16 protein-coding genes, 1 other RNA gene and 2 pseudogenes are annotated in these 19,481 nt (G+C 63.9%); 9 read left to right on the top strand and 10 right to left on the bottom strand.

Annotated features, from left to right (window positions below):
• Nucleotides 1–11 precede the first annotated feature (11 nt).
• From VFW45_01285 to VFW45_01295, 3 genes are read right to left on the bottom strand one after another with little or no spacing between them, the layout of a single operon-like run.
• A complete protein-coding gene (locus VFW45_01285; GenBank protein ID HEU5179399.1) occupies nucleotides 12–1,790 on the bottom strand; it encodes a CRTAC1 family protein in 1,779 nt (592 codons plus the stop codon).
• A complete protein-coding gene (locus tag VFW45_01290) occupies nucleotides 1,787–3,175 on the bottom strand; it encodes a sigma-54 dependent transcriptional regulator (GenBank protein HEU5179400.1) in 1,389 nt (462 codons plus the stop codon). Before VFW45_01290 ends, VFW45_01285 begins: the two co-directional genes overlap by 4 nt.
• The gene (locus VFW45_01295) at nucleotides 3,168–4,814 is read right to left on the bottom strand and encodes an ATP-binding protein (GenBank protein ID HEU5179401.1); all 1,647 of its coding nucleotides are present in this window, start codon (nucleotides 4,812–4,814) and stop codon (nucleotides 3,168–3,170) included. The genes VFW45_01290 and VFW45_01295 overlap by 8 nt, the downstream gene beginning before the upstream one ends.
• Nucleotides 4,815–5,101: 287 nt before the next feature.
• Here VFW45_01295 and VFW45_01300 point away from each other — a divergent pair, with 287 nt between their 5' ends.
• The 4 genes and pseudogenes from VFW45_01300 (at nucleotide 5,102) to VFW45_01315 (ending at nucleotide 7,945) form a co-directional block, all read left to right on the top strand.
• Nucleotides 5,102–6,043 carry an NADP-dependent oxidoreductase gene (locus VFW45_01300; protein HEU5179402.1) on the top strand — a complete coding sequence of 314 codons (942 nt, stop codon included), beginning with the start codon at nucleotides 5,102–5,104 and terminating at the stop codon, nucleotides 6,041–6,043.
• Nucleotides 6,044–6,061: 18 nt separating this feature from the next.
• Nucleotides 6,062–6,997 carry a DUF5996 family protein gene (locus tag VFW45_01305; GenBank protein ID HEU5179403.1) on the top strand — a complete coding sequence of 312 codons (936 nt, stop codon included), beginning with the start codon at nucleotides 6,062–6,064 and terminating at the stop codon, nucleotides 6,995–6,997.
• Between the two features lie 135 nt (nucleotides 6,998–7,132).
• Nucleotides 7,133–7,603: a hypothetical protein gene (locus VFW45_01310; protein ID HEU5179404.1), complete on the top strand. Its 471-nt coding sequence runs from the start codon at nucleotides 7,133–7,135 to the stop codon at nucleotides 7,601–7,603.
• Between the two features lie 12 nt (nucleotides 7,604–7,615).
• Nucleotides 7,616–7,945: pseudogene (locus VFW45_01315) on the top strand (redoxin domain-containing protein).
• A 34-nt stretch (nucleotides 7,946–7,979) separates the two neighbouring features.
• Here VFW45_01315 and VFW45_01320 read toward each other — a convergent pair.
• Together VFW45_01320 and VFW45_01325 are read right to left on the bottom strand one after the other, a co-directional pair.
• Nucleotides 7,980–8,456, bottom strand: a complete 477-nt coding sequence (locus VFW45_01320; protein HEU5179405.1) for a hypothetical protein — start codon at nucleotides 8,454–8,456, stop codon at nucleotides 7,980–7,982.
• Nucleotides 8,457–8,719: 263 nt separating this feature from the next.
• Nucleotides 8,720–9,202: a hypothetical protein gene (locus tag VFW45_01325; GenBank protein HEU5179406.1), complete on the bottom strand. Its 483-nt coding sequence runs from the start codon at nucleotides 9,200–9,202 to the stop codon at nucleotides 8,720–8,722.
• Between the two features lie 351 nt (nucleotides 9,203–9,553).
• Between VFW45_01325 and ssrA the strand changes: the two genes are divergently transcribed.
• From ssrA to VFW45_01340, 3 genes are all read left to right on the top strand, one after another.
• Nucleotides 9,554–9,905: a transfer-messenger RNA gene (gene ssrA / locus VFW45_01330) on the top strand.
• 535 nt (nucleotides 9,906–10,440) lie between these two features.
• Nucleotides 10,441–10,980, top strand: a complete 540-nt coding sequence (locus VFW45_01335; GenBank protein HEU5179407.1) for a YaeQ family protein — start codon at nucleotides 10,441–10,443, stop codon at nucleotides 10,978–10,980.
• A 41-nt stretch (nucleotides 10,981–11,021) separates the two neighbouring features.
• The gene (locus tag VFW45_01340; protein ID HEU5179408.1) at nucleotides 11,022–11,351 is read left to right on the top strand and encodes a GIY-YIG nuclease family protein; all 330 of its coding nucleotides are present in this window, start codon (nucleotides 11,022–11,024) and stop codon (nucleotides 11,349–11,351) included.
• A 27-nt stretch (nucleotides 11,352–11,378) separates the two neighbouring features.
• Here VFW45_01340 and VFW45_01345 read toward each other — a convergent pair whose 3' ends face one another.
• The 4 genes and pseudogenes from VFW45_01345 to VFW45_01360 form a co-directional block, all read right to left on the bottom strand.
• Nucleotides 11,379–13,016 carry an ABC-F family ATP-binding cassette domain-containing protein gene (locus VFW45_01345; GenBank protein HEU5179409.1) on the bottom strand — a complete coding sequence of 546 codons (1,638 nt, stop codon included), beginning with the start codon at nucleotides 13,014–13,016 and terminating at the stop codon, nucleotides 11,379–11,381.
• A 30-nt stretch (nucleotides 13,017–13,046) separates the two neighbouring features.
• Nucleotides 13,047–13,250 (bottom strand): annotated as a pseudogene (locus VFW45_01350) (ABC transporter C-terminal domain-containing protein).
• An 853-nt stretch (nucleotides 13,251–14,103) separates the two neighbouring features.
• A complete protein-coding gene (locus tag VFW45_01355; GenBank protein HEU5179410.1) occupies nucleotides 14,104–15,795 on the bottom strand; it encodes an NERD domain-containing protein in 1,692 nt (563 codons plus the stop codon).
• 99 nt (nucleotides 15,796–15,894) lie between these two features.
• Nucleotides 15,895–17,166: a glucoamylase family protein gene (locus tag VFW45_01360; GenBank protein HEU5179411.1), complete on the bottom strand. Its 1,272-nt coding sequence runs from the start codon at nucleotides 17,164–17,166 to the stop codon at nucleotides 15,895–15,897.
• A gap of 349 nt (nucleotides 17,167–17,515) precedes the next feature.
• Here VFW45_01360 and VFW45_01365 point away from each other — a divergent pair, with 349 nt between their 5' ends.
• Entirely contained in the window at nucleotides 17,516–17,926 is a 411-nt protein-coding gene (locus VFW45_01365; protein HEU5179412.1) for a hypothetical protein, read from the top strand.
• 225 nt (nucleotides 17,927–18,151) lie between these two features.
• Nucleotides 18,152–18,544 (top strand): nuclear transport factor 2 family protein, encoded by a 393-nt coding sequence (locus VFW45_01370; protein ID HEU5179413.1) that lies wholly within the window; start codon nucleotides 18,152–18,154, stop codon nucleotides 18,542–18,544.
• Between the two features lie 94 nt (nucleotides 18,545–18,638).
• On the opposite strand, the gene VFW45_01375 is transcribed toward VFW45_01370, so the two are convergent.
• Nucleotides 18,639–19,313: an MBL fold metallo-hydrolase gene (locus tag VFW45_01375; GenBank protein HEU5179414.1), complete on the bottom strand. Its 675-nt coding sequence runs from the start codon at nucleotides 19,311–19,313 to the stop codon at nucleotides 18,639–18,641.
• Between the last annotated feature and the right edge of the window lie 168 nt (nucleotides 19,314–19,481).

Here is a 19,481-nt window from a genome sequence, read left to right on the forward strand (position 1 = left end):
GTCCCGCCTTTTCATTCGACGGCTTTTTCGAGCAGGTGGAGCTTGCGGGGCGCGAGGTTGGGGAAGCGTTGGACGGCGCCGCCGGGCCAGATCACCTCGACGTCGATCGGAGTATTGCCGCCCGGAGCGCCCAGGCCGAAAGTCAGCATCGTCTCGCTCTGCGAAGCATAGGAGGCTGCCGAGCGCACCCAGCGCGTCTGCGTGAGATTGCCACGGCGCACGACGACCTTGGCGCCGATGGCGTCGACGTTGGGCGCGGGTGCCTTCAGCCTGATCCGAATCCAGTCCATTCCAGGATCGCTGCCTCCGTCGTTGCGCCACAGGATGGCCGGTCCGCCGTTGACCGAGACGGCGATGTCGAGATCGCCGTCGCCGTCGATGTCGGCGTAAGCGGCTCCGCGCGCCACACGCGGGGTGGCGAACGACTCGCCCAGCGAGCGGGTCATTTCCTCGAACTTCCCGTTCCCCACGCCGCGAAACAGGTGTGGCGGCTGCGCATAGGTCACCGTCGGCTGGATCCTCTCGATGTCGCTCTCGACGTGGCCGTTGGCCACGAATAGGTCGAGGTGCGAGTCGAGGTCGTAGTCGAAGAAGAAGCAGCCGAAGGCGAGGGTCAGCAGGCTGGGGGTGCCGACGCCGGCGGCCGGCGCCTCGTCCAGGAAGACACCGTTGCCCAGGTTGCGGTAGAGCGACACCATCTCGTTGGAAAAGTTCCCGATCACAAGGCTCTCGCGTCCCGAGCCGTCGTAGTCGGCGGCATCGATTCCCATAGCGCCGCGCGCGCGGCCATCCTCGCCGAAGCCGATCCCCGCCTGTACGCCGACCTCTTCGAAGGTGCCATTGCGCCGGTTGCGATACAGGAAGTTGGGTTGCGTGTCGTTGGCCACGGCCAGATCGGTCCAGCCGTCGCCGTCGTAATCGAGCGCCGCCACACCGAGTGATTTCCCGGACGGGTTCCAGATGCCGGCACGCCGAGACGCGTCTTCGAAGGTGCCGTCGCCGCGGTTGCGGAACAGCCGGTTGGAGGCGCCGCGATACGACTCGGGGGTGCAGTACGACTTGTTCACCCCGTCGAGCGTGCAGAAGATGTCGCCGCTCTCGCTCCACTGGACGTAGTTGCAGACGAACAGGTCGAGCCGGCCGTCGCCGTCATAGTCGAGCCAGGTGGCGCTGGAGCCGAAGGCCGGATCCGAGACGCCGGCCTTCGCGGTAGCGTCCTCGAACTTCCCATTTCCCAGATTGCGGTAGAGATGATCGGCACCGAGTGCGTTCACGAAGAGGTCGACGTGACCGTCGCCGTCATAGTCGGCCGCGGCGGCGCCAATCCCGTAGCTCTCCGCGCTCAGCCCCGCCGCCAGTGTCACATCTTCGAAGGTGCCGTCGCCCTTGTTGCGATACAAAGCCGAGCGCGCCGCCGCTTTATGGTGTCCCGGCCAGTCGGCCCCATTGACGAAGAAGAGATCCTCGCGGCCGTCGCCGTCGTAATCGAAGAAAACCAATCCCGAGCCCATCGTCTCGGGAAGATACTTTTTTCCGAAGGCGCCGGTGTTGTGGACGAAGCCAATGCCGGATGGCTTCGTGATGTCGGTGTAGGTGATCTTCCGGGCGGGAAGCGGGTGTGGTGGAGACTTGGCGGCGGCGCCGGGATTGCCGGGAGCGGTGCATCCGCCCACCAGGAGCAGAATCGAGATGACCGGCACGACCCGGAGAGATCGCCGCGGGTGGGCGCCTGTCGGAGAAGATCTCCTGAAATTGCCGCGATGCAGCGGCAGCGTCTCGCCGCTTCTCATTCGGGAAGATGGTCCGGGTCGACGTCGTGCTTGTGCAGGTAATAGCCCAGGTTGCGCTGGTCGATCCCCAGCAGGCGCGCCGCTTCCTTGCGAACGCCCCCCGACCGCCGCAGCGCCTCGATCACGACTTCCTTTTCGCGCCGCGCCAGCGCGGCACGCAGATTGGTCTCCTCGACCGCCGGCTCACCGGGGACCGCCGCTGCCGTCGGCGCCAGCTCGAGAGCCTCGATGCGCTCCCGTGGGTCCAGTATCAACGTCCGCTCCAGGACATTGCGCAGCTCGCGCACGTTCCCGGGCCAGGAGTAGCTCTTCAGCTCATTCAGCGCCCGGTCCGTCAGGACGGGAGCCTGGCGCCCGAGCCGTGCCGCAATCTCCCGGAGGAATGCCGCCGCCAGGATCGGCACGTCCTCGGTGCGTTCGCGCAGGGCTGGCAGCTCGATCCGCACCACGTTGAGCCGGTAGAAAAGGTCCTGGCGGAACTTGCCGGTACGCACCTCCTCCACCAGATCGGCATTGGTCGCCGCGATGACTCGCACGTCGACCCGCGTCGGCTGCTCCTCGCCGATGCGGTGGAACTCGCCGTCCTGGAGCACCCGCAGGATCTTGGCCTGGGCCGGTGCCGGCATCGCCCCGATCTCATCCATGAACAGCGAGCCGCCGTGAGCCAGGCGGAACCAACCCTCGCGGTCGGCGACCGCACCGGTGTATGACCCGCGCCGGTGCCCGAAGAACTCGCTCTCCCAGAGATCCAGGGGTACGGCGGCGCAGTTCACCCGCACGTAGGGCTTGAGCGCGCGCCCGCTCAGGCGGTGAATCAGCCGCGCCACCAGCTCCTTGCCGGTGCCCGATTCTCCCGTCAGCAGCACCGTCGAGTCGGTCGGCGCCGCCGCGCGCGCCGCCTCCAGGACCTTCAGCCAGCGTGTCGACTGTCCCAGTGGGTCGCGCTCCTCGGCGCCGCGCCCGCTTCCCCGGGCGCGCAGGTAGGTCACCTCGCGCTGCAGCGCCCGGCGCTCCAGCGCCCGCGCCAACGCCAGCTCCAATGCGTCGGGGTCGGCCGGCTTGAGAATGTAGTCGGTCGCCCCCGCCTTGATGCACTCCACGGCCGAGGAGATCGTCCCGTGTCCCGTGAGGACAAGGACCGGCAGATCGGGAAAGGCCGTATGCAGGCGACGCACCAGCTCCAACCCGTCCACGCCGGGCATCTTCAGATCGGTCAGGACGACATCAACTGGACCGCGGCTCAACCGGTCCTGTGCATCGGCCGCCGAGGTCGCCGCCATCACCTCGAATCCGCGCGACTCCAGAAGCTCGGAGAGCGAGGTGCGCACGTAGGCCTCGTCCTCCACGATCAGCACCGTCCCCCGCGAGGATTGAGTCTCAGGCATTTGCCGTGGCTCCCGTCTTGAAGATCATCTTGAACAGCGCCCCTCCCCCCGGGCGCGACTCCACCTTCAGCTCTGCGTCGTGCCGCCGAGCGATGGCGTAACAGATCGACAGCCCCAGACCCGACGAGTTCTTGGTGGAGAAGAAAGGCTCGAAGATCTTCCCCGCCGAAGAAGACGGCACGCCGGGGCCGCGGTCGGCGATTTCCACCGTCGTCTCGGCCGCGCCGCCGCGCGCCTTCACCCGCACCTCCCCGCCGCCCGGCTGCGCCTCGCAGGCGTTCAGCAGTAAATTGAGGAAGACCTGGCCCAGCATGGCGGCGTTGCCCTTCACGACCAGGGGTTCCTGCGGCAGGTCGAGGTCGAACTTCACGCCTCCGAACTCCGGCCGCTCCCGCACGAAGCCGGCCGACTGCCGCAGAATTTCGCCCAGCTCCACCGGCGTCTGCGGGGCCACCGATGGGTCGGCATGCGCCAGGACCCGGCGGACGATCTCCTCGGCCCTCTTCAATCCCTCGGCTACGCCGTCCAGTCGCTTGTGTGCGGAGGCGACGTCCGATTTCCCGAGGTCGGCGCGTGCCAGGCTCAGGTAGTTCGACATTCCTTCCAGAGGATTATTGATCTCATGCGCGATCCCTGCAGCGAGCCGCCCCACCGTGCTGAGCCGCTCGGCATGGAAGAGCTGACGCTCCAGCTCGCGCACCCGCGTCTCCTCTTCGGCGATCGCTTCCAGGCGCGCCCGGCGTCGCGTCTGCTGGATGGCGAACATCCCCAGCAGAAGCGCCAGGCTCATCACTAAAGCGTTCAACAGGAGCGTCGTCCGGTAGCGTCCCGCCAGCGGCTCGACACGCGCCAGGATCTCGGCCGGGCTACGCCGACAGGTCAGCTCCCACGCACCATCGCGCTGCCAAGCTTCGGCCTGCACCGGAGCGCGGGCCACCAGATCGTCGCCGGTGGTCGACGCCGCGCCCGGCGCCGGTCCGCCTTCACGCGCCAGCATCTTTCCTGACGCATCCGAGATCCGGCAATCGCGGGTCGACCCGCTCGCGCCCGCGTCCTCCGAAAGCAGTCGCGCCGGGTCCAGCGTCGCCTGCAGCGACACCGTACCGCTCACCGTGCGGTCGCCCGTGCGGAACGCGAAATCGGCCGTCAGCGGCTGCTGCGGGACGTCCACCTCGCGCGGCTTCACCACCTTTCCCGCCTCGGCGTCCGGTGCCATCCACAGCACCGGGATGCCGCCGCGGCGCGCCGCCACCATCAGGACGCTGCCCGACTGGGCATGCGCCTGCACCCGCGCCACCTCGGGATGGGCGCGCAGGAACAGCAGCAGAGAGCCTTCCGCCTCCAGCCGCCGCCAGCGCGCCTGCGTCGGGTCGGCCGAGCGCAGCGCGGTTTCGAGCCCGAAGAAGATGGGGGAACCCGTGAGGTAGGTCAGGTCGGCCCGCGAGGAGGCGAGCCGGCTCTCCAGGCTGCGCGCCTGCGCGGCGGTCTCGAGCGTCAGGACTCTACCGGCCTCCTCGAGCGCTCCGCGCCGGGCCAGGGCAATCCCGCCAAAACCGGCCAGGTTGATAGCCACGATGGCGGCCACCGACACGCCTATCAGCCAGCCGAAACCCAACGATCCGAGACGCCAGCGCGCCATGCAGCAATGGCTTCCGGGCGCGCCGGGACGATCCCGCGCTCGCCAAGCCCCAATATTAGCAGCGGCGCGGCAGTGTCCGCATGGGCCCGTGGTCGCAAACCGCTCGGGACACCATGAGACTGGCTCCTTTATCTGTCACGGGGAAATGCCTTGACAGGCATCCGAGGCAGGACTTGAATGGAATCCCGTGTGGCCGGGAAGCACGCTCCATGCACCGCTGAAAGGGATCTGAGGCGGGACTCGACCCATTGGATCGGTGGACCACCTCACCCAATCAAGGAGAGAATATGAACCAACGAGATGATACCAAGACCACAATGAAAGCCGTGCGCATCCATGCCTTCGGCGGCCCGGAAGTGTTGCAGTACGAAGACGCTCCACGTCCGGTTGCCGACGCGGGCGAGGTCCTGATCCGAATCCATGCCAGCGCAGTCAATCCCGCGGATTGGAAGTTCCGCAACGGGTATTTCGGGAAGGACGCGCGCTTGCCGATCACCTTGGGGTTCGACTTCTCCGGAGTGATCGAAGCCCTCGGCGAGGGCGTCACGCGCTGGAAGACCGGCGATGAAGTTTATGGGTATAGCTTGGGCGCTTATGCCGAATATATCGCCGTGAAGGAGACCTTGGTGGCCGCCAAGCCGAAGACGGTAGACCATATCCATGCGGCTGCAATTGCTTCGGCGAGCTTGGCGGCCTGGAAGGCCTTGTTCGAAGCGGGCGGATTGCGTCCCGGCCAGAAGGTTCTGATCCACGGAGCCACCGGCGGCGTGGGTGGATTCGCCGTGCAGCTTGCGCATGCCAAGGGCGCCCGTGTCATCGGCACGGCGTCGAAGCGCAATCAAAGCTACCTAAAGGAATTAGGCGCCGATGAAGCCATTGATTATGAGTCGGTTCGTTTCGAGGACGTGGTCCGGGATGTGGACGTGGTCTTTGATACCCAGGGCGGTGCAACGCAGTCGCGCTCCTGGAAGACCCTGAAGCGAGGCGGCATCCTGGTTTCCATCGCGCAGCCTCCAGCCCCGGAGGAAGCGGAGAAACATGGCGTGCGGGCTGTTTTCATGGTCAATGAAATGAAGGCCGAGTCCTTGAACGCCATCACCAAGCTGGTCGACTCGGGGGAATTGAAAGCCGTGGTGGATACCGTTCTGCCCTTGTCCGAAGCGCGCCGCGCCCAGGAGCTCATACAAACCGGCCACACGCGCGGAAAGATCGCGCTCAAGGTGGTCTAACCGTATACAGGAGAGCTCATGACCGCTTCGTCCACAGCATGGCCGCCTCTCCCACTCGAGGCCTGGAGCGACACCTACGCCACGTTACACATGTGGACCCAGATCGTCGGGAAGATCCGCCTCGCGCAAAGTCCCTGGATGAATCATGGCTGGCACTGCACTTTCTACGTGACAGCCAGAGGCCTGACCACATCGCCCGTTCCACACGGGAGCCGCACGTTCCAGATCGATTTCGATTTCATCGGCCATCAGCTCACGGTCCTGACGAGCGACGGCCTCACCGGCGGTCTTGCGCTCGAATCGCAGTCGGTCGCGACCTTCTACAAGCGCCTGATGGCGGAGATGGACAACCTCGATATGCACGTGAGAATCAACCAGAAGCCCAACGAGGTTGCCGACCCGATCCATTTCGATCAGGACGAAACTCACCGAGCGTACGACCGCGAGTACGCCAACCGCTTCTTTCGCATCCTCGTGCAGACGGACCGCGTCTTCAAAGCGTTTCGTGGGCGGTTCATCGGAAAATGCAGCCCTGTGCACTTTTTCTGGGGCGGTCCCGATCTGGCCGTAACGCGGTTCTCCGGACGTTGGGCCCCGAAGCATCCCGGCGGAATTCCGAACCTTCCGGACCCGGTGACGCAGGAGGCTTACTCGGAGGAGGTCAGCAGTTGCGGGTTCTGGCCCGGCGGCGGTCCGATTCCCCATGCCGCGTTCTATTCCTATGCCTATCCCGAGCCGGCCGGGTTTGCGGCATCTCCCGTGCAGCCTCGGGAGGCGTTTTACAGCAAGGATCTTCGGGAGTTCATCCTTCCATACGACGCCGTCCGGCAGTCGGAAACGCCGGATGACATGCTGCTCGAATTCCTGGAAACGACGTATAGCGCCGCAGCAGATTTGGCGGAATGGGATCGCAGCTCACTCGAACGCACCCAGGACCCGAAGAGTGTGGTCTAAGCGCCTCTTGGAACCATGGTCGCGAACGCCGCGCGCGGGAGCTTTACGATCCTACCGGGCCAGCATGATCGGACATCGCCTGGTTCCTGAGCGAGCAGTCGAATCATCCAAGGCAATACGGCGAGGGGATTGGCGATGAAGGAATCCGAGACGAAGAAGCGGCGCATTCCGCGCGCTCTCTGGCTCGGCCTCCTGCTGGTGGTGGCTGCGCCCGTTCTTTTCCTGTTGGTCTTCATCGACTTCCCGGTGACGCGCGATGTGCCGTGGGCGACACTCCTGATGTTCGCGCTCGGGATCGGGCTGCTGGCGCTATCTGTCAGCAAGGCCTACCGCGACACCGCCATCTATCGCGGCAAGGTATTCACGGCGATTGCTCTTGCGTTGGGAGTCGGGTTGGGCGGGATCTTCGCCTACGGCACCCTTGTCGGAACGAGAAAGCTGCCGGCATCAGGGGGCGCGCCGCGCGCGGGTCAGCCGGCGCCCGACTTCACGCTCCTCGACCAGGACGGGCGCTCGGTGACGCTTGCGGAGATGCTCGCAGCAGCTCCGGGCAGTGCCGGCCGTCCGGGCGGGGTCGTCCTGGTGTTCTTCCGCGGCCACTGGTGACCGTACTGCAACTCCGAGTTGCGGAGCCTGCAAGCCAATCTCGCCGAATTCGAGGCCCGCGGCGTACGCCTGGTCGCCATCAGCTCGGATCCGCCCGAGGTGATCCGCGAGCTCCGCGCCAAAGCAGGCTACACCTTCACATTCCTCTGCGATAAAAAGGCGGAAGTGATACGGCGTTACGACCTTCTCGACGCCGGTGCCGGCCCGGACGGCTCGGACATCGCCCGTCCCGCGGAGTTCTATGTCGATCCGTCAGGCAACGTCCGCTGGCGGCTCCTCACATCATCTTATGCCGCACGTGCCAGGCCCGAGCAGATCCTGAAGGGGATCGACGCGAGCTAGCTCTCGATGCGGCGCGCATTCGGATTCACGACGCTCAAGGCGGGCCAGGCCAGCCCCAATCGATCAGGAATCCGGCTTGCGGCCCCCCCGCCTGCCGGCTTTCGTCGAAAACCGTGACGCTTCCATAGGAATAGCGCCCAAAGAAGCCCAGGCTGAAATAATTGCCCACGCGCCAGAAGACGCCACCTCCCAGCCAGGGACCGAATGAGGAATCGCTGTCGGAGCTTCCCGTCTCGGGCAGCGTGAGCTTGGCAACCAGGAAATCAGCCCCCCCACCCACAAAGGTTCGTCGGGTTCCGGACTCCCACACTTTGCGAATACCCACAGCCCATTCCTCGGTCCTTCCCTTGAATCGCTCGCCGTCTTGCGATGAGTCTTCACCGGAGCGCAGGTGGTCGAAAGCGAGCGCGATCGGCCACCGAACGGGCCCCGCGGTGATCTGGGAGCCTACGGCGTCCTGGAATTCGACCGGTTCCCAATCGTTCCCAAGTGCCTTCTGCCCGTAGAACAAGAGCAGTCCCCCCCGCCATTTCGTCGATGGAGTGGACTGCGCCTGCGCCAGGCAGGTCCCTGACCCCAACAGTCCCAGCAGGACAATCAAGGCATTCCGCAGTTTGAACCTACATCGCTTGGCCATATGGCGTTCCTCCTGTGAAATCGGTGAATCCCACTTACCGTTGGTCGCAGCGACCGAATGAGTGACCGCCCGAGCTCGGGAGTAAAGAGATTTCGGACTCGGGAATTCACCCTCACGAGGTCGGCCACCGCGAGCTATTAGGTAGGTTTCGGCGCCGAGAAGGGATCTCTACGCCTCGGGCCGAAGAGGTAGGCTCCCAGTGAAATCGTTGTGGCTGCGACCGGCAGAGCGTAGACCGCGTTTCTCGGAATCCGGCCGACGTAGGTGGCCACGAACATGAGCCAGATGACCGTCGCACCCGCCAAGGCTGATCGGCGACGCTGCCGCGCGCCGAGCAGCATGGCGAAGCTCGCGACATAGAAGACCACGCCGACGAGGAAGGTCAAGAGCGGGCCGCCACGCTGCGCGATGTTGCGGCCCGCCGTGGCGACTGTCAGCCAAGCCACGAATCCAAAGTGGATCGTGTGCGAGAGGATGAAGGCCTGGAGGGTTCTCACCGGCGCTCGTGGCTCACGTCCGCGATAGGCAGACAATGCAAGACTACTGAGCGCCAGCGAGTAGAGCACGACGGACAGCCGCGCCGTCAGCCGTACCCAGAACGCGATCTGTGATGGTGACACGCCTCCATCCTAGCCGCATCCAGCTATTTCCACACCTCGTGGACGTGATGTGATGCCACGGATTTCCCAGCGATTCCCAGTCTTCCAGACCCTGTTCGATTCACGCCTTAAACCGGCCGACAATCTATCTATCGCGCGGTGGAGGAATAAGCTCGAATGCGAAACAGTTTCTCAATCTAACGGTTGCTATCCATGTGGCCGTTCCGAGGACAGGGGCAGGAGGCCCCCGGGCAACCTATTAATATGTAGGGCCCGGGGTGCCGCATCCTGGGCCGGCGCTAGCACAGGCCAGCCTTGACGCTCCTCGGAGCTAGGTGCTATTTTTTGAAGGAGCCGAAACTTACCCAAAATGGGGGCGAAACGGATTCGACGGGACTGCAGACGCCGGGGTAGCACGCCGAGGCCCACTAACCTCGTTAAACCGGTGGACAAACACAAACGCTAACAACAACTTAGCGCTGGCTGCTTAAGGCAGTCCGTCCTGCGGGTTCCCCTCCCGAGGGAATCCGGTCAGGGCGTGACCAAGTCGGGATAGCTGATCGGAATGCCTGGCGCTGATCGGCGAAACTTACAGGCTGGCTTCTCACCCGACACTTTCCGGAATCGGCGGGAGAGCGGCGAGACGTTTACGAACCGGATAAGCGTGTAGAGGCCCTAGGCTGAACTCTTCCGGACGCGGGTTCGACTCCCGCCGCCTCCACCATCCATCCCCGTGATTCGCATAGAATGCCCGACGGCAAGCCGCACGCTGCAGGCGTTGGAGGGACATGCCTGGTCCGCTTGAGCGAGAGATCCTCTTCGGTCTGCTCGCGCAACAGCACCATCTGATCGACGAATCGGCGCTCCAAGCGGGCGGTCATCGCCTGGCGCGCGGATCGCTCGAAGCACCTCTCGGATTACCTCATCCACAGCGGCTCTCTCGATCCGGACAGACGCCGCACCGTGGACGACCTGGTTTCCCGTCAGCTCTTCTCGGAGTCTCGCCCGACGCACGTCCGGCGGAACCTACTGAGTCTTGTAGCTGCGCTCCCAGTACAATCGCAGTCAAATAGCACCATCGGGTGAACAGCTCGCGCACCTGGAATCCGCGTTGGCAAAGGCGGAGTCTGGCCTTCCTCCGGAAGCCGTCGCTTCAATCCGATTTGCGATTCGTTCATTCGGCAAGGGATGAGGAGCTCCAGAACGCAGCAGAGCTTAGTCACGAGCAGAATGCACCATCGTGTATGCTGGTGCCGCTCATGGCGCTCACCGCGACCCTCTACACTCTGCGCACCGAGCTGGCTGACATCGATCGCGGTGTCTACGAGACGCTCGAGGTGCGGCTGGCGCGGCAACCCTCCGAGACGGCCGAGTACATGGTCACGCGCTTCCTCGCCTATTGCATGGAGTACACGGAGGGGATCGAGCTCACGGAAGGAGTCGCGGCTGGAAAACTCCCGGCGGTGCTGATACGGGACCTGACCGGCCGCGTCACGGCGTGGATCGAAGTCGGCAGTCCCGATCCGCAACGACTTCACCGCGGCAGCAAGCTCGCGGGGCGAGCGGCCGTCTACACCCATCGGGCGACCTCGCAACTGCTGGCGGAGCTGAATGGCAGGAAGATCCACCGAGCCGCGGAGATCCCGGTCTACGAGTTCGGGCGAGGCTTCATCGACGCGGTCGCGGCGGTGTTGCCGAGACGCGCCGAAGTGTCGGTCTCGATCACCGAACGACAGCTCTATCTAAATGTCGAGGGGCGGGGCTACAGCACGGCGGTGGTCGAGCATCGCATCGGATGAACCGCGGCGCCCCCGGCCGGCGCGAGGGGTTAGTCTTGTCGATGCCTCGGTGGCATGTCTATCTGGTGCGGTGCCGAGATGGGGCCCTTTACACCGGCATCGCGACGGACGTCTCTCGCCGGCTTGCAGAGCATGAGCAGGGTGCGGGCAAAGGCGCAAAGTATCTTCGCGGCAAGGGGCCGCTACGGCTCGTGCTCAACAAGGCGGTCGGGAGACGGGGTCTTGCGCTCCGCGTCGAAGCCCGCATCAAACGGCTCCCGAAGGCACGGAAAGAAGATCTGATCGGGCAGGACGCCTTGATCGGGAGAATCGTCGCCCAGGCCGGACGAAAGGCGCTCCGGAGGGCGCGCAGACCAGGATCGGGCGCCTAGCGAATCGCACAGCGGAGAGCAGGTGCTCTACAGGTGCGTCCCCGGCGCCTCGTGTCCCGCCCGCTCGACATACTCCACGTAGGTTCCGGGATACACCTGCGGCTGGGCTTCGGTGCCGCTCTCTCCACCCAATTCCAGAACGCGCGTGCCGAGACCGCGGAGGAACATGCGATCGTGTGAGACGAAGATCATCGTGCCCTCGAAGGATTTGAGCGAATCCACCAGCATCTCCTTCGTGGCAAGGTCGAGGTGATTCGTGGGCTCGTCGAGGACGAGAAAATTCGGCGGGTCGAAGAGCATGCGCGCCATCGCGAGGCGTGACTTCTCGCCTCCCGACAGCACCCGAATCTTCTTGTCCACATCGTCGCCGCAGAACTGGAACGCGCCGGCCAGAGACCGGAGCGCGCCGCCGCCCTCGCGCGGGAAGTCGGCCTGCAGTTGCTCGATGACGGTGAGATCCGGGTCCAGCACGCTGAGCGACTGCTGAGCGAAATAGCCCATCTTGAGACTGGCGCCGAGCCGGACCCTGCCCGAATCCGGCTGCAGCACGCCTGCGATCATCTTGAGCAGCGTCGTCTTGCCGGCGCCGTTTCTGCCCATCACCGCCCAGCGTTCCCCGCGCCGGATCGTCAGGCTCATATCCTCGTAGAGGACGCGGCGGCCATAAGCCTTGTGGAGGTTCTCGATCACCGCCACCTGGTCGCCCGATCGGGGCGGCTCGCGGAAAGCGAATTTCACGATGGTGCGTTGCTTCGGCAGCGTGACCTTCTCGATCTTGTCGATGGCCTTGATGCGGCTCTGCACCTGCGCCGCCTTGGCGGCGTGCGTCCTGAAGCGGTCGATGAACCGCTGTTCCTTGGCGAGCATGGCCTGTTGTCGTCCATAGGCCGCCTCGCGGTTCGCCTCGCGCAGCGCGCGCTGGCGTTCGTAGAAATCGTAGTTGCCGGAGTAGACCGTCATCTCACCGCTGTCGATCTCCGCGATCTTCGAGACGATGCGGTTCAGGAACTCGCGATCGTGCGAGGTCATCAGCAGGGCGCCCGGAAATCCTTTCAGAAACGTTTCGAGCCAGATGATCGACTCGATGTCGAGGTGATTGGTCGGTTCATCCATCAGGAGCACTTCGGGCCGGCCGAGCAACACGCGGGCCATCGCCACGCGCATCTTCCAGCCGCCTGACAGCGCACCGACATCGCCGTCGATCCGCTCGTCGTCGAACCCCAGTCCGTGCAGCACCTCGCGCGCCTGGCTTTCAAGCGCGTAGCCTCCCAGGTGGTCGTACTCCTCCTGCACCTCGCCGAATCGGGCCAGGATGGCGTCCATCTCGCCGCTTCGAACCGGGTCTGCCATGGCGTGCTGGAGCGACTCGAGCTCGTGGTGAAGATCGCCGATTCGGCCGCTGCCGGCGATCGCCTCGTCCAGCACCGTGCGACCCGACATCTCTTCCACGTCCTGGCGGAAGTATCCGATGGTCACTTTCTTCGGCACCGACACCTCGCCGTCGTCGGGTGTCTCCTCCCCCACAATCATTCGGAAAATCGTGGTCTTGCCGGCGCCGTTCGGGCCGACGAGGCCGACCTTCTCGCCGGAGTTCAGCTGAAAGGATGCCTCGATGAAGAGGGCCTGCTTCCCGTACTGCTTGCTGATGTTGGCGAACGAGATCATGGGTGGTTATCCGCTCTTCATGCCGGTGCGTTACTTATGTTTCTCATCGAGGGCGGCCCATCGGGCGTAGAGCCGATCGACCTGGGCCCGGTGATCCGCGAGCTCGGCGAGCCGCTTCTGCAGCATATCCGCATCCGTCGCGATCGAAGGATCCTCCGCGCACGCCCGCGTCTCGGCGACGCGTGCCTCGGCTTCGAGAACGACGGCCTCCATCCCGGACCATTCGCGCTGCTCGAGATAGCCGAGCCGCCGGGCTCCGGACGGCGGTGCCTTCGCCGTCGATTAGCGCCGCCGTTGCCTCATCCATGCTGCTGGAATGGATCGATGCGCGCGCCGTGCGCTGCGATTCACGGGGAGCCTAGACTTCCTCAACTTTCTTCCGGCGTGCCTGATACCGGGATTTGCCTGTGGCATGCTGCTCTATTCCAACGAGCGGCTTTGGCCGGTGGTCTTCGCGGTGGTTCTTTCCATCAGCTCGAAGCTCATTTTCCGCGCCCCCGTGGGCAACGGTCACATCTTCAATCCGTCGAACCTGGGTGTCGGGGCAACGCTCGTCCTGCCTCCCGAGGTCTCCTTCGCGCCACCCTACCACTTCACCGAGAACGTCACCGGCCTCTGGGATCTCGGGATTCCCATGATCGTCCTCGTCTCAGGCATCATTATCCATGCATTGTTCACCGGGCGTCTGCCTCTGGTGGCCGGGTGGGTCGGCGGCTTCATCCTGCAGGGGGTCGCTCGCGCCATAGTCGGCGGCACACCTTTTTTCGTTCCGCTGACCAGCGCCGCGTTCATCATCTTCACGCTCTACATGATTCCCGACTCGGCCACCACACCTCTCAAGCCAGGACGTCAGGCATTGTTTGGATTTTCCGTGGCAATCGTCTACGGCCTCTTGCAAACGCTGCACGTGGTCTTCGGACTCTTCTACGCGTTGCTGATAGTCGCCGCCGCTCGCGGCGTATCGTTGCATGCCTTCCACTCGTGGCGCAGATTTCTAGAGGTATCCGGCGCAGCGAAACCTGCTGCCGAACCGGTCGACCTGCACAGGAGTACCTCGCGGCATTCCCGCAAACTCCATGGGGCTTCTTCAGGCGGAAGAGCGCGCCGCTTCGAGGTTCCGCATCAGTTCCTTGACGAAGGGCGTGTCGTGGCTCCACAGCACGAACAGTTGGTCGGTCGGACGCGTCAGCGCGACGTACATCAACGCCCGGCCGTCATCACCCTGCAAATCCTCCGCCGCAACGAGGATCACCGCCTTGGCCTGAAGGCCCCGCGCGTCATGAATGGTCCTGACGTTAACAGTCAGGCTGCACCTGTCGAGCTCGGCGGCGATCCGATCGCGTAAAGAGTTCTTCACGCAGAGCACCATGATTTCCTGGGCGGCAAGGTGATCTGCGCCATTCAGGAGATCGCTGACGATCTCCACGCAACGACTGATCTGCGCATCCTGATTGGCGGCCTGGATGATGACAGGCCACGCGCCCAACCGCGCGCAGTTCTCGCGACGGAGGGCGATAGCGTGGGGCAGGTCATCGTCGCCCGCAGATTCCGCCACCCCGAAACTCCATGCAGCTGAAACGATCTCGCGAGTGTTGCGGTAGTTGAGCGTGAGCCGTTTCGTGCGCCCCTGCGCCTTTACGCCGACCTTGCTCCAGTTAGGCAGTTTGGAGCGATAGAGGTTCTGGCTGACATCGTAGGCGATGATCAGGGTACCGTCCGCCGGCTCCTTGAGCGCGAGCACGGCGCTCTGGAACCAAGAGGCGGGGAAATCCTGGCCTTCGTCGATCAGCACAGCGTCGTATTTTCCTGAGTCGCCGCGGCCGGATTCGACGATGGAGAGCAAACCCCGGCCGAAAGCGTCCATGTCGTTGAGCTCAGCGGGGGCACCCTGCATGCGGCCCCAGACACCGAAGGTGTGAACCGCGATGTTTGCGTGACGTTTCAAGGTCATCGCGAGATAGTGTTGCAGTGTACGGTTGAAGCAGAGCATGAGTACGGACCTGTTCGATTCGGCCAGAAGTCTTGCTGCCGCGATGAGAACGATCGTTTTGCCCGAGCCGGGCACGCCATAAATGATGCGGTGGCCCGAACCGAGCTGGCGGGCCACTCTTTCCTGCTCGAGGTCAAGCACGTCGACTGAGAGCTTCGGTGGTTTGTCGCCGAACAGGGAACCAGTTTCGACGCGGCTTGCGGGGCTGACGACCGAGCGGATTGCGCGCATACGCTTCGGCGGGATCGGGACGACGGGGATATGCGGCGGCACGGCGCCCTTGAGCGCAGCCATCAGCGCGGGTGGATCACCGGCAACTGCATCGAACTCGTCGGCGCAGAGCGTCTCACCTCCCGGGAACAGCTGCGCCCACACACTGGCATCGAGATCCGCGCGGCGCATGGACGTCATGATGGCGAGATGGCCGAATGCGAACGAAAAATGGCGGTCACGCTTCAGTTCGGCCGCAGAGGGATGCGTTTGACAGGTGTTCATGAGGTCGCGCATGTAGGCGAGTGCCTGACGGGACGGGTGGGGCTGATCCTGCCGGCTGCCTCCCTGCGTGTATGCGATGTGATGCGTGTCGACATTCGTGATCGCTTTCAGCGGGATCCCCTTTACTTCGATCACGATGACACCGATCGTGGGAGCGATGACGATGAAGTCTGGAAAGCGGCGGCGGATCACCGGCTCGTAGTAGACGACCACATCGTCGGGCAGGGACTGCAGTGCGGCAAAGACACGGCGTTCGCCCTGCGACGCTCCGTCAGGCAGGAATTCAGGAATCATTTCCGCCAAGAGACCATCCCTAATGAGGTCGACTGCGGCCAGCTCCCGCCGCCGACACGATCCTTGATGTCGCCCTGCCGATCGGCTCCATGCGCGCCGTCAGTCGCTGGACAGCCAACCCCCGGTGAATCCGGCGGCCCGAAGGCCATCGACGATAGGGGGACATTCCCGCATCAATCGCCACACGAGCCCCGTTCGGTGGTTCTCGATCATGACCACGATCGGACCTTCGTTGATGCCGAAGTGCCACGGCGATACCCAACCATCCCGAAAGCCGCGGACGGGGAAGGTCGGATTGAACGTTGCCTTGAAGCCGTACTTGTGGACGCCTCCGACCTTCCAGCGCATGAAGTCCGTGACCGTCGGCAGGACGATCTCCGGCGCGAACGGGAGCGAGGCGACCACGGCCCAGGGAGCGATCGTGCCGTCGTCGGGGCCATCCGGCACGCTGCGCGCGAGATAGTCGAAGAACTGCCGCTCGACCCCGTCGATCGTGAGCTTGACCTCCCCCGGTCCGTCGCTCGCGGTGAGGCCCCAGCAGAATTCACCATAGTGTGCGAAGCCGCCGGGATTGCGGATGGCGTACTGCTGGTGCACCAGGGTTGCACGCCGGCTGTTCTCGAAATAGTCGATCCCGTGTTCCCGCATGAAAGCGTCCTGGATGCCGCGGAAGTCGATCCACACATGAGAAAGCTGGTGCGTGAAGAGCGGTCCCGCATAGAGGAACTGCGTATCGTAGATGGTCTTCCATTCATAGGTCGACGCCCACGCCCGATAGCTCTCTGGGGAGAGAGGGTGGGTACGCGATGCGAGTCCGAGCACGTACAGCAGCAGCGCCTCGTCATACCCTTCCCACCGATACGGCAGGAATCCGCTCTCCGGCTTCCATCCGTGGGTCACCGTGGCTCCGCCGTTGAGGGCCCATCGCCAATCGACGCGCGCATACAATCGATCGGCGAGGTCGCGGATCTCGCGCTCGGCCGGCGAATTCCCGTCGAAGTAGGCGGCGGCCGTCAGGATGCCGCCCATCAACAGGGCGGAGTCGATCGTTGACAACTCGCACTGCCAGGCGCGCGCGCCGGTCTGCATGTCGAGAAAGTGATAGTAGAACCCCTTGTACCCTGTCGCGTCGGGCTCCGGTCCCTGCCGGCTCCCCCAGAAAAACCGCAGCGTCTTTAGCGTGCGTTCCGCGGCCTCGGCGCGCGTGACGAGCCCGCGCTCCACGCCGACAGGGTAGGCGGTGAGCCCCAACCCCACCGCTGCGATGCTCGCGGGCCAGTTGGCGCATGTCTTGTCGAGCACTAATCCGTTGGTAGGGTTGGTCTCGTGCAGGAAGTAGCTGAACGCGTCGCGCTGGTTCGCATCGAGCATGCGCCAATCCGGGTCGACCGGACGGCCCGCCCGGCTCAGCCGCGCCTCGCGCGACCCGTTTGCGCCGGCCGCCGACGTCGATTGCAGGTTTTGCCCGGTGTCACGCATGGGACGGTCAAGCGCTGCCCCCTCGGCTCCGTCACGCAATCTTATGCCAGGTAGGGTCTTCTTGGGCAGTCTAGAGTACGACGGCGTTACCTCATCCCTCCACCCTGGCGGACGAGCGCTGTCAACGGGCGGCGACCGGTGGATAGCATACCCACGGGTATACTAAGTCGAAGGGTAGGATAAGGACTTCCAAGCAGTTAAGTTGTCAGGGAAGCGGACCGAAAGGGGAAAGGAAACTTCCATGAAGAGAATCGTAGGGTTGTGGATTGACCATCGGAAGGCCGTGATTGTGGTGGTCTCGGACAAAGGGGAAGAAACCAAGGAGATCGAATCGAATGTCGAAAAGCAGCCGGGACGGTTCGCAGGTAAACGCTCGACAGTCCCCTATGAATCGCAGAAGGTTCAAGCGGACGATAGCCGCGAGAGGGAGTTCACGAATCATCTGCAAGGCTACTACGATGAGGTCGTAGCGGCCATCCGCGACGCGGAATCGATTCTGATCTTTGGACCGGGTGAGGCAAAGGGCGAATTGAGGAAACGCCTCGAGAGGAACGAGCTCCATGGGCGAATCGTGGCCCTGGAAACAGTCGACAAGATGACAGATCGCCAGATCGCGGCGAAGGTTCGAGGGTACTTCCTAAAAGCAGAGTAGAGAACGAGACCTGCCTCCAGCTTCCGACGGGGCGAGGCTCTCACATTCCTCAACAAGGAGACCGAAGCCATGGCCGCGAAACGAGTCCCAGATGGATTTCACCGGGTGACGCGATGCCATAGCGGTCGCCCCAAAACTGGTCGTTTGTTATGCAGGCGGCAGCCGTAGCAGGCCGGCGCTCGGTTCGGGGGTCTCTGGCAAACACGGGATCGGGAGGACCTAAGGATGGAGGAGAACGAAAAGCGTGTCCGCGCGTTCTACGAGTCGACGGCCCCAGGCCACCGCGAGGCGCTGCGGGGGATCCAGGCGCCGCACGTCATCTATGACATTCAGAAGGGGATGCCGGTCGGCGCCGGTCATTTCGAAGGGCTCGAGGACGTGCTCGAGCGCTTCCTGACGAGCTTCTACGGCGCATTCGATGTTCACTTCGACGCCGAGGAATTCATCACGGCCGGCTCGCAAGTGGTCGCCCTCGGCCGCATCGTGGGCAAGACTCGGAAGTCCGCCGTGCCGGTAGATGTACCGTTCGTCCACGTATGGACGGTCAGCGGCGGGTATCTGCGCCGGCTGCGCGCCTTCACCGACACGGCGCTTCTCTCCGCAGCCCTGAAGGAATGAGCCGTGGGTGGCGTTCCTCCTCAACATGAAGTCTCGCCTATCCAGGGGCCAGGGACGCCATATTACCGGACAAGTCGGCGCTGAGAATGCGGATCTATCGCTTGACCGCGCGTGCCGAGCTCCAGAGCGCCCACCCGGGATTGACGCGGTCCGGATAGATCTCCAGCATCCTGTCGTAGAGCTCTTGGGCCGTCTTGGTCGTTTCCGCCAGCCGGTCGAAATCGCGAATGTACTGACGGGTCTCTTCGATGATTCGGGGACTATCGTCGTTCTCGGGTCGCTTGTGCGATGCGACGACTGCGCGCGGGCTGAGCGACTCGATCTTGTCGAGGGCGGCGATCCACTCCCGCCGTGTCTGCGGGTTGGACTCGACGAGGTAGAGGTGGACGTCGTTGTAGGCGGCATCGCCGGCGACTACCAGCCCGATCGAAGGCACATGCAGGCACGTCGTAAGGTCCGTGTCGGTGTGACCCAGCTCGACGACCACCAGCTCATGCCCTTCGAGATCGAGGACATTTCCGTCGAGCTCCTCCGCGATGACCAGCCTGTCCGGAATCTGGCCTGGAAAACCCGCCTGCCACAGCTTCAGGATCTCCGGAGAGACGTTGAGGCGCATCACCTTCACCGTGCCCGGCGTTGCGACCGCTTTCGCACCTGGGAAGCGCTCGAGAAGAGTGCCTACTCCGAACCAATGGTCCCCATGACCATGCGTCAGGTAGATGGTCGTCAGGTTCTTTGCCCTTTGCGGCGACCCAATCGGCCAGACCATTGGCCTGTTTGACTGTCATGAAGGCATCGACCAGGACGGCGTCCCGCTTGCCATAGATGAGGGTCGACGCCATCGCCTGAAAACGTGCGTCTCTGACGCCCGGAGGCACGTCGGTCATGACAATGGGTATGCCAGGTGTCACGAAAACGTCCCAGTTCAGATCGGTGT

The sequence above is a fragment of the Candidatus Polarisedimenticolia bacterium genome (assembly GCA_035764505.1).
GTDB lineage: Bacteria > Acidobacteriota > Polarisedimenticolia > Gp22-AA2 > AA152 > AA152.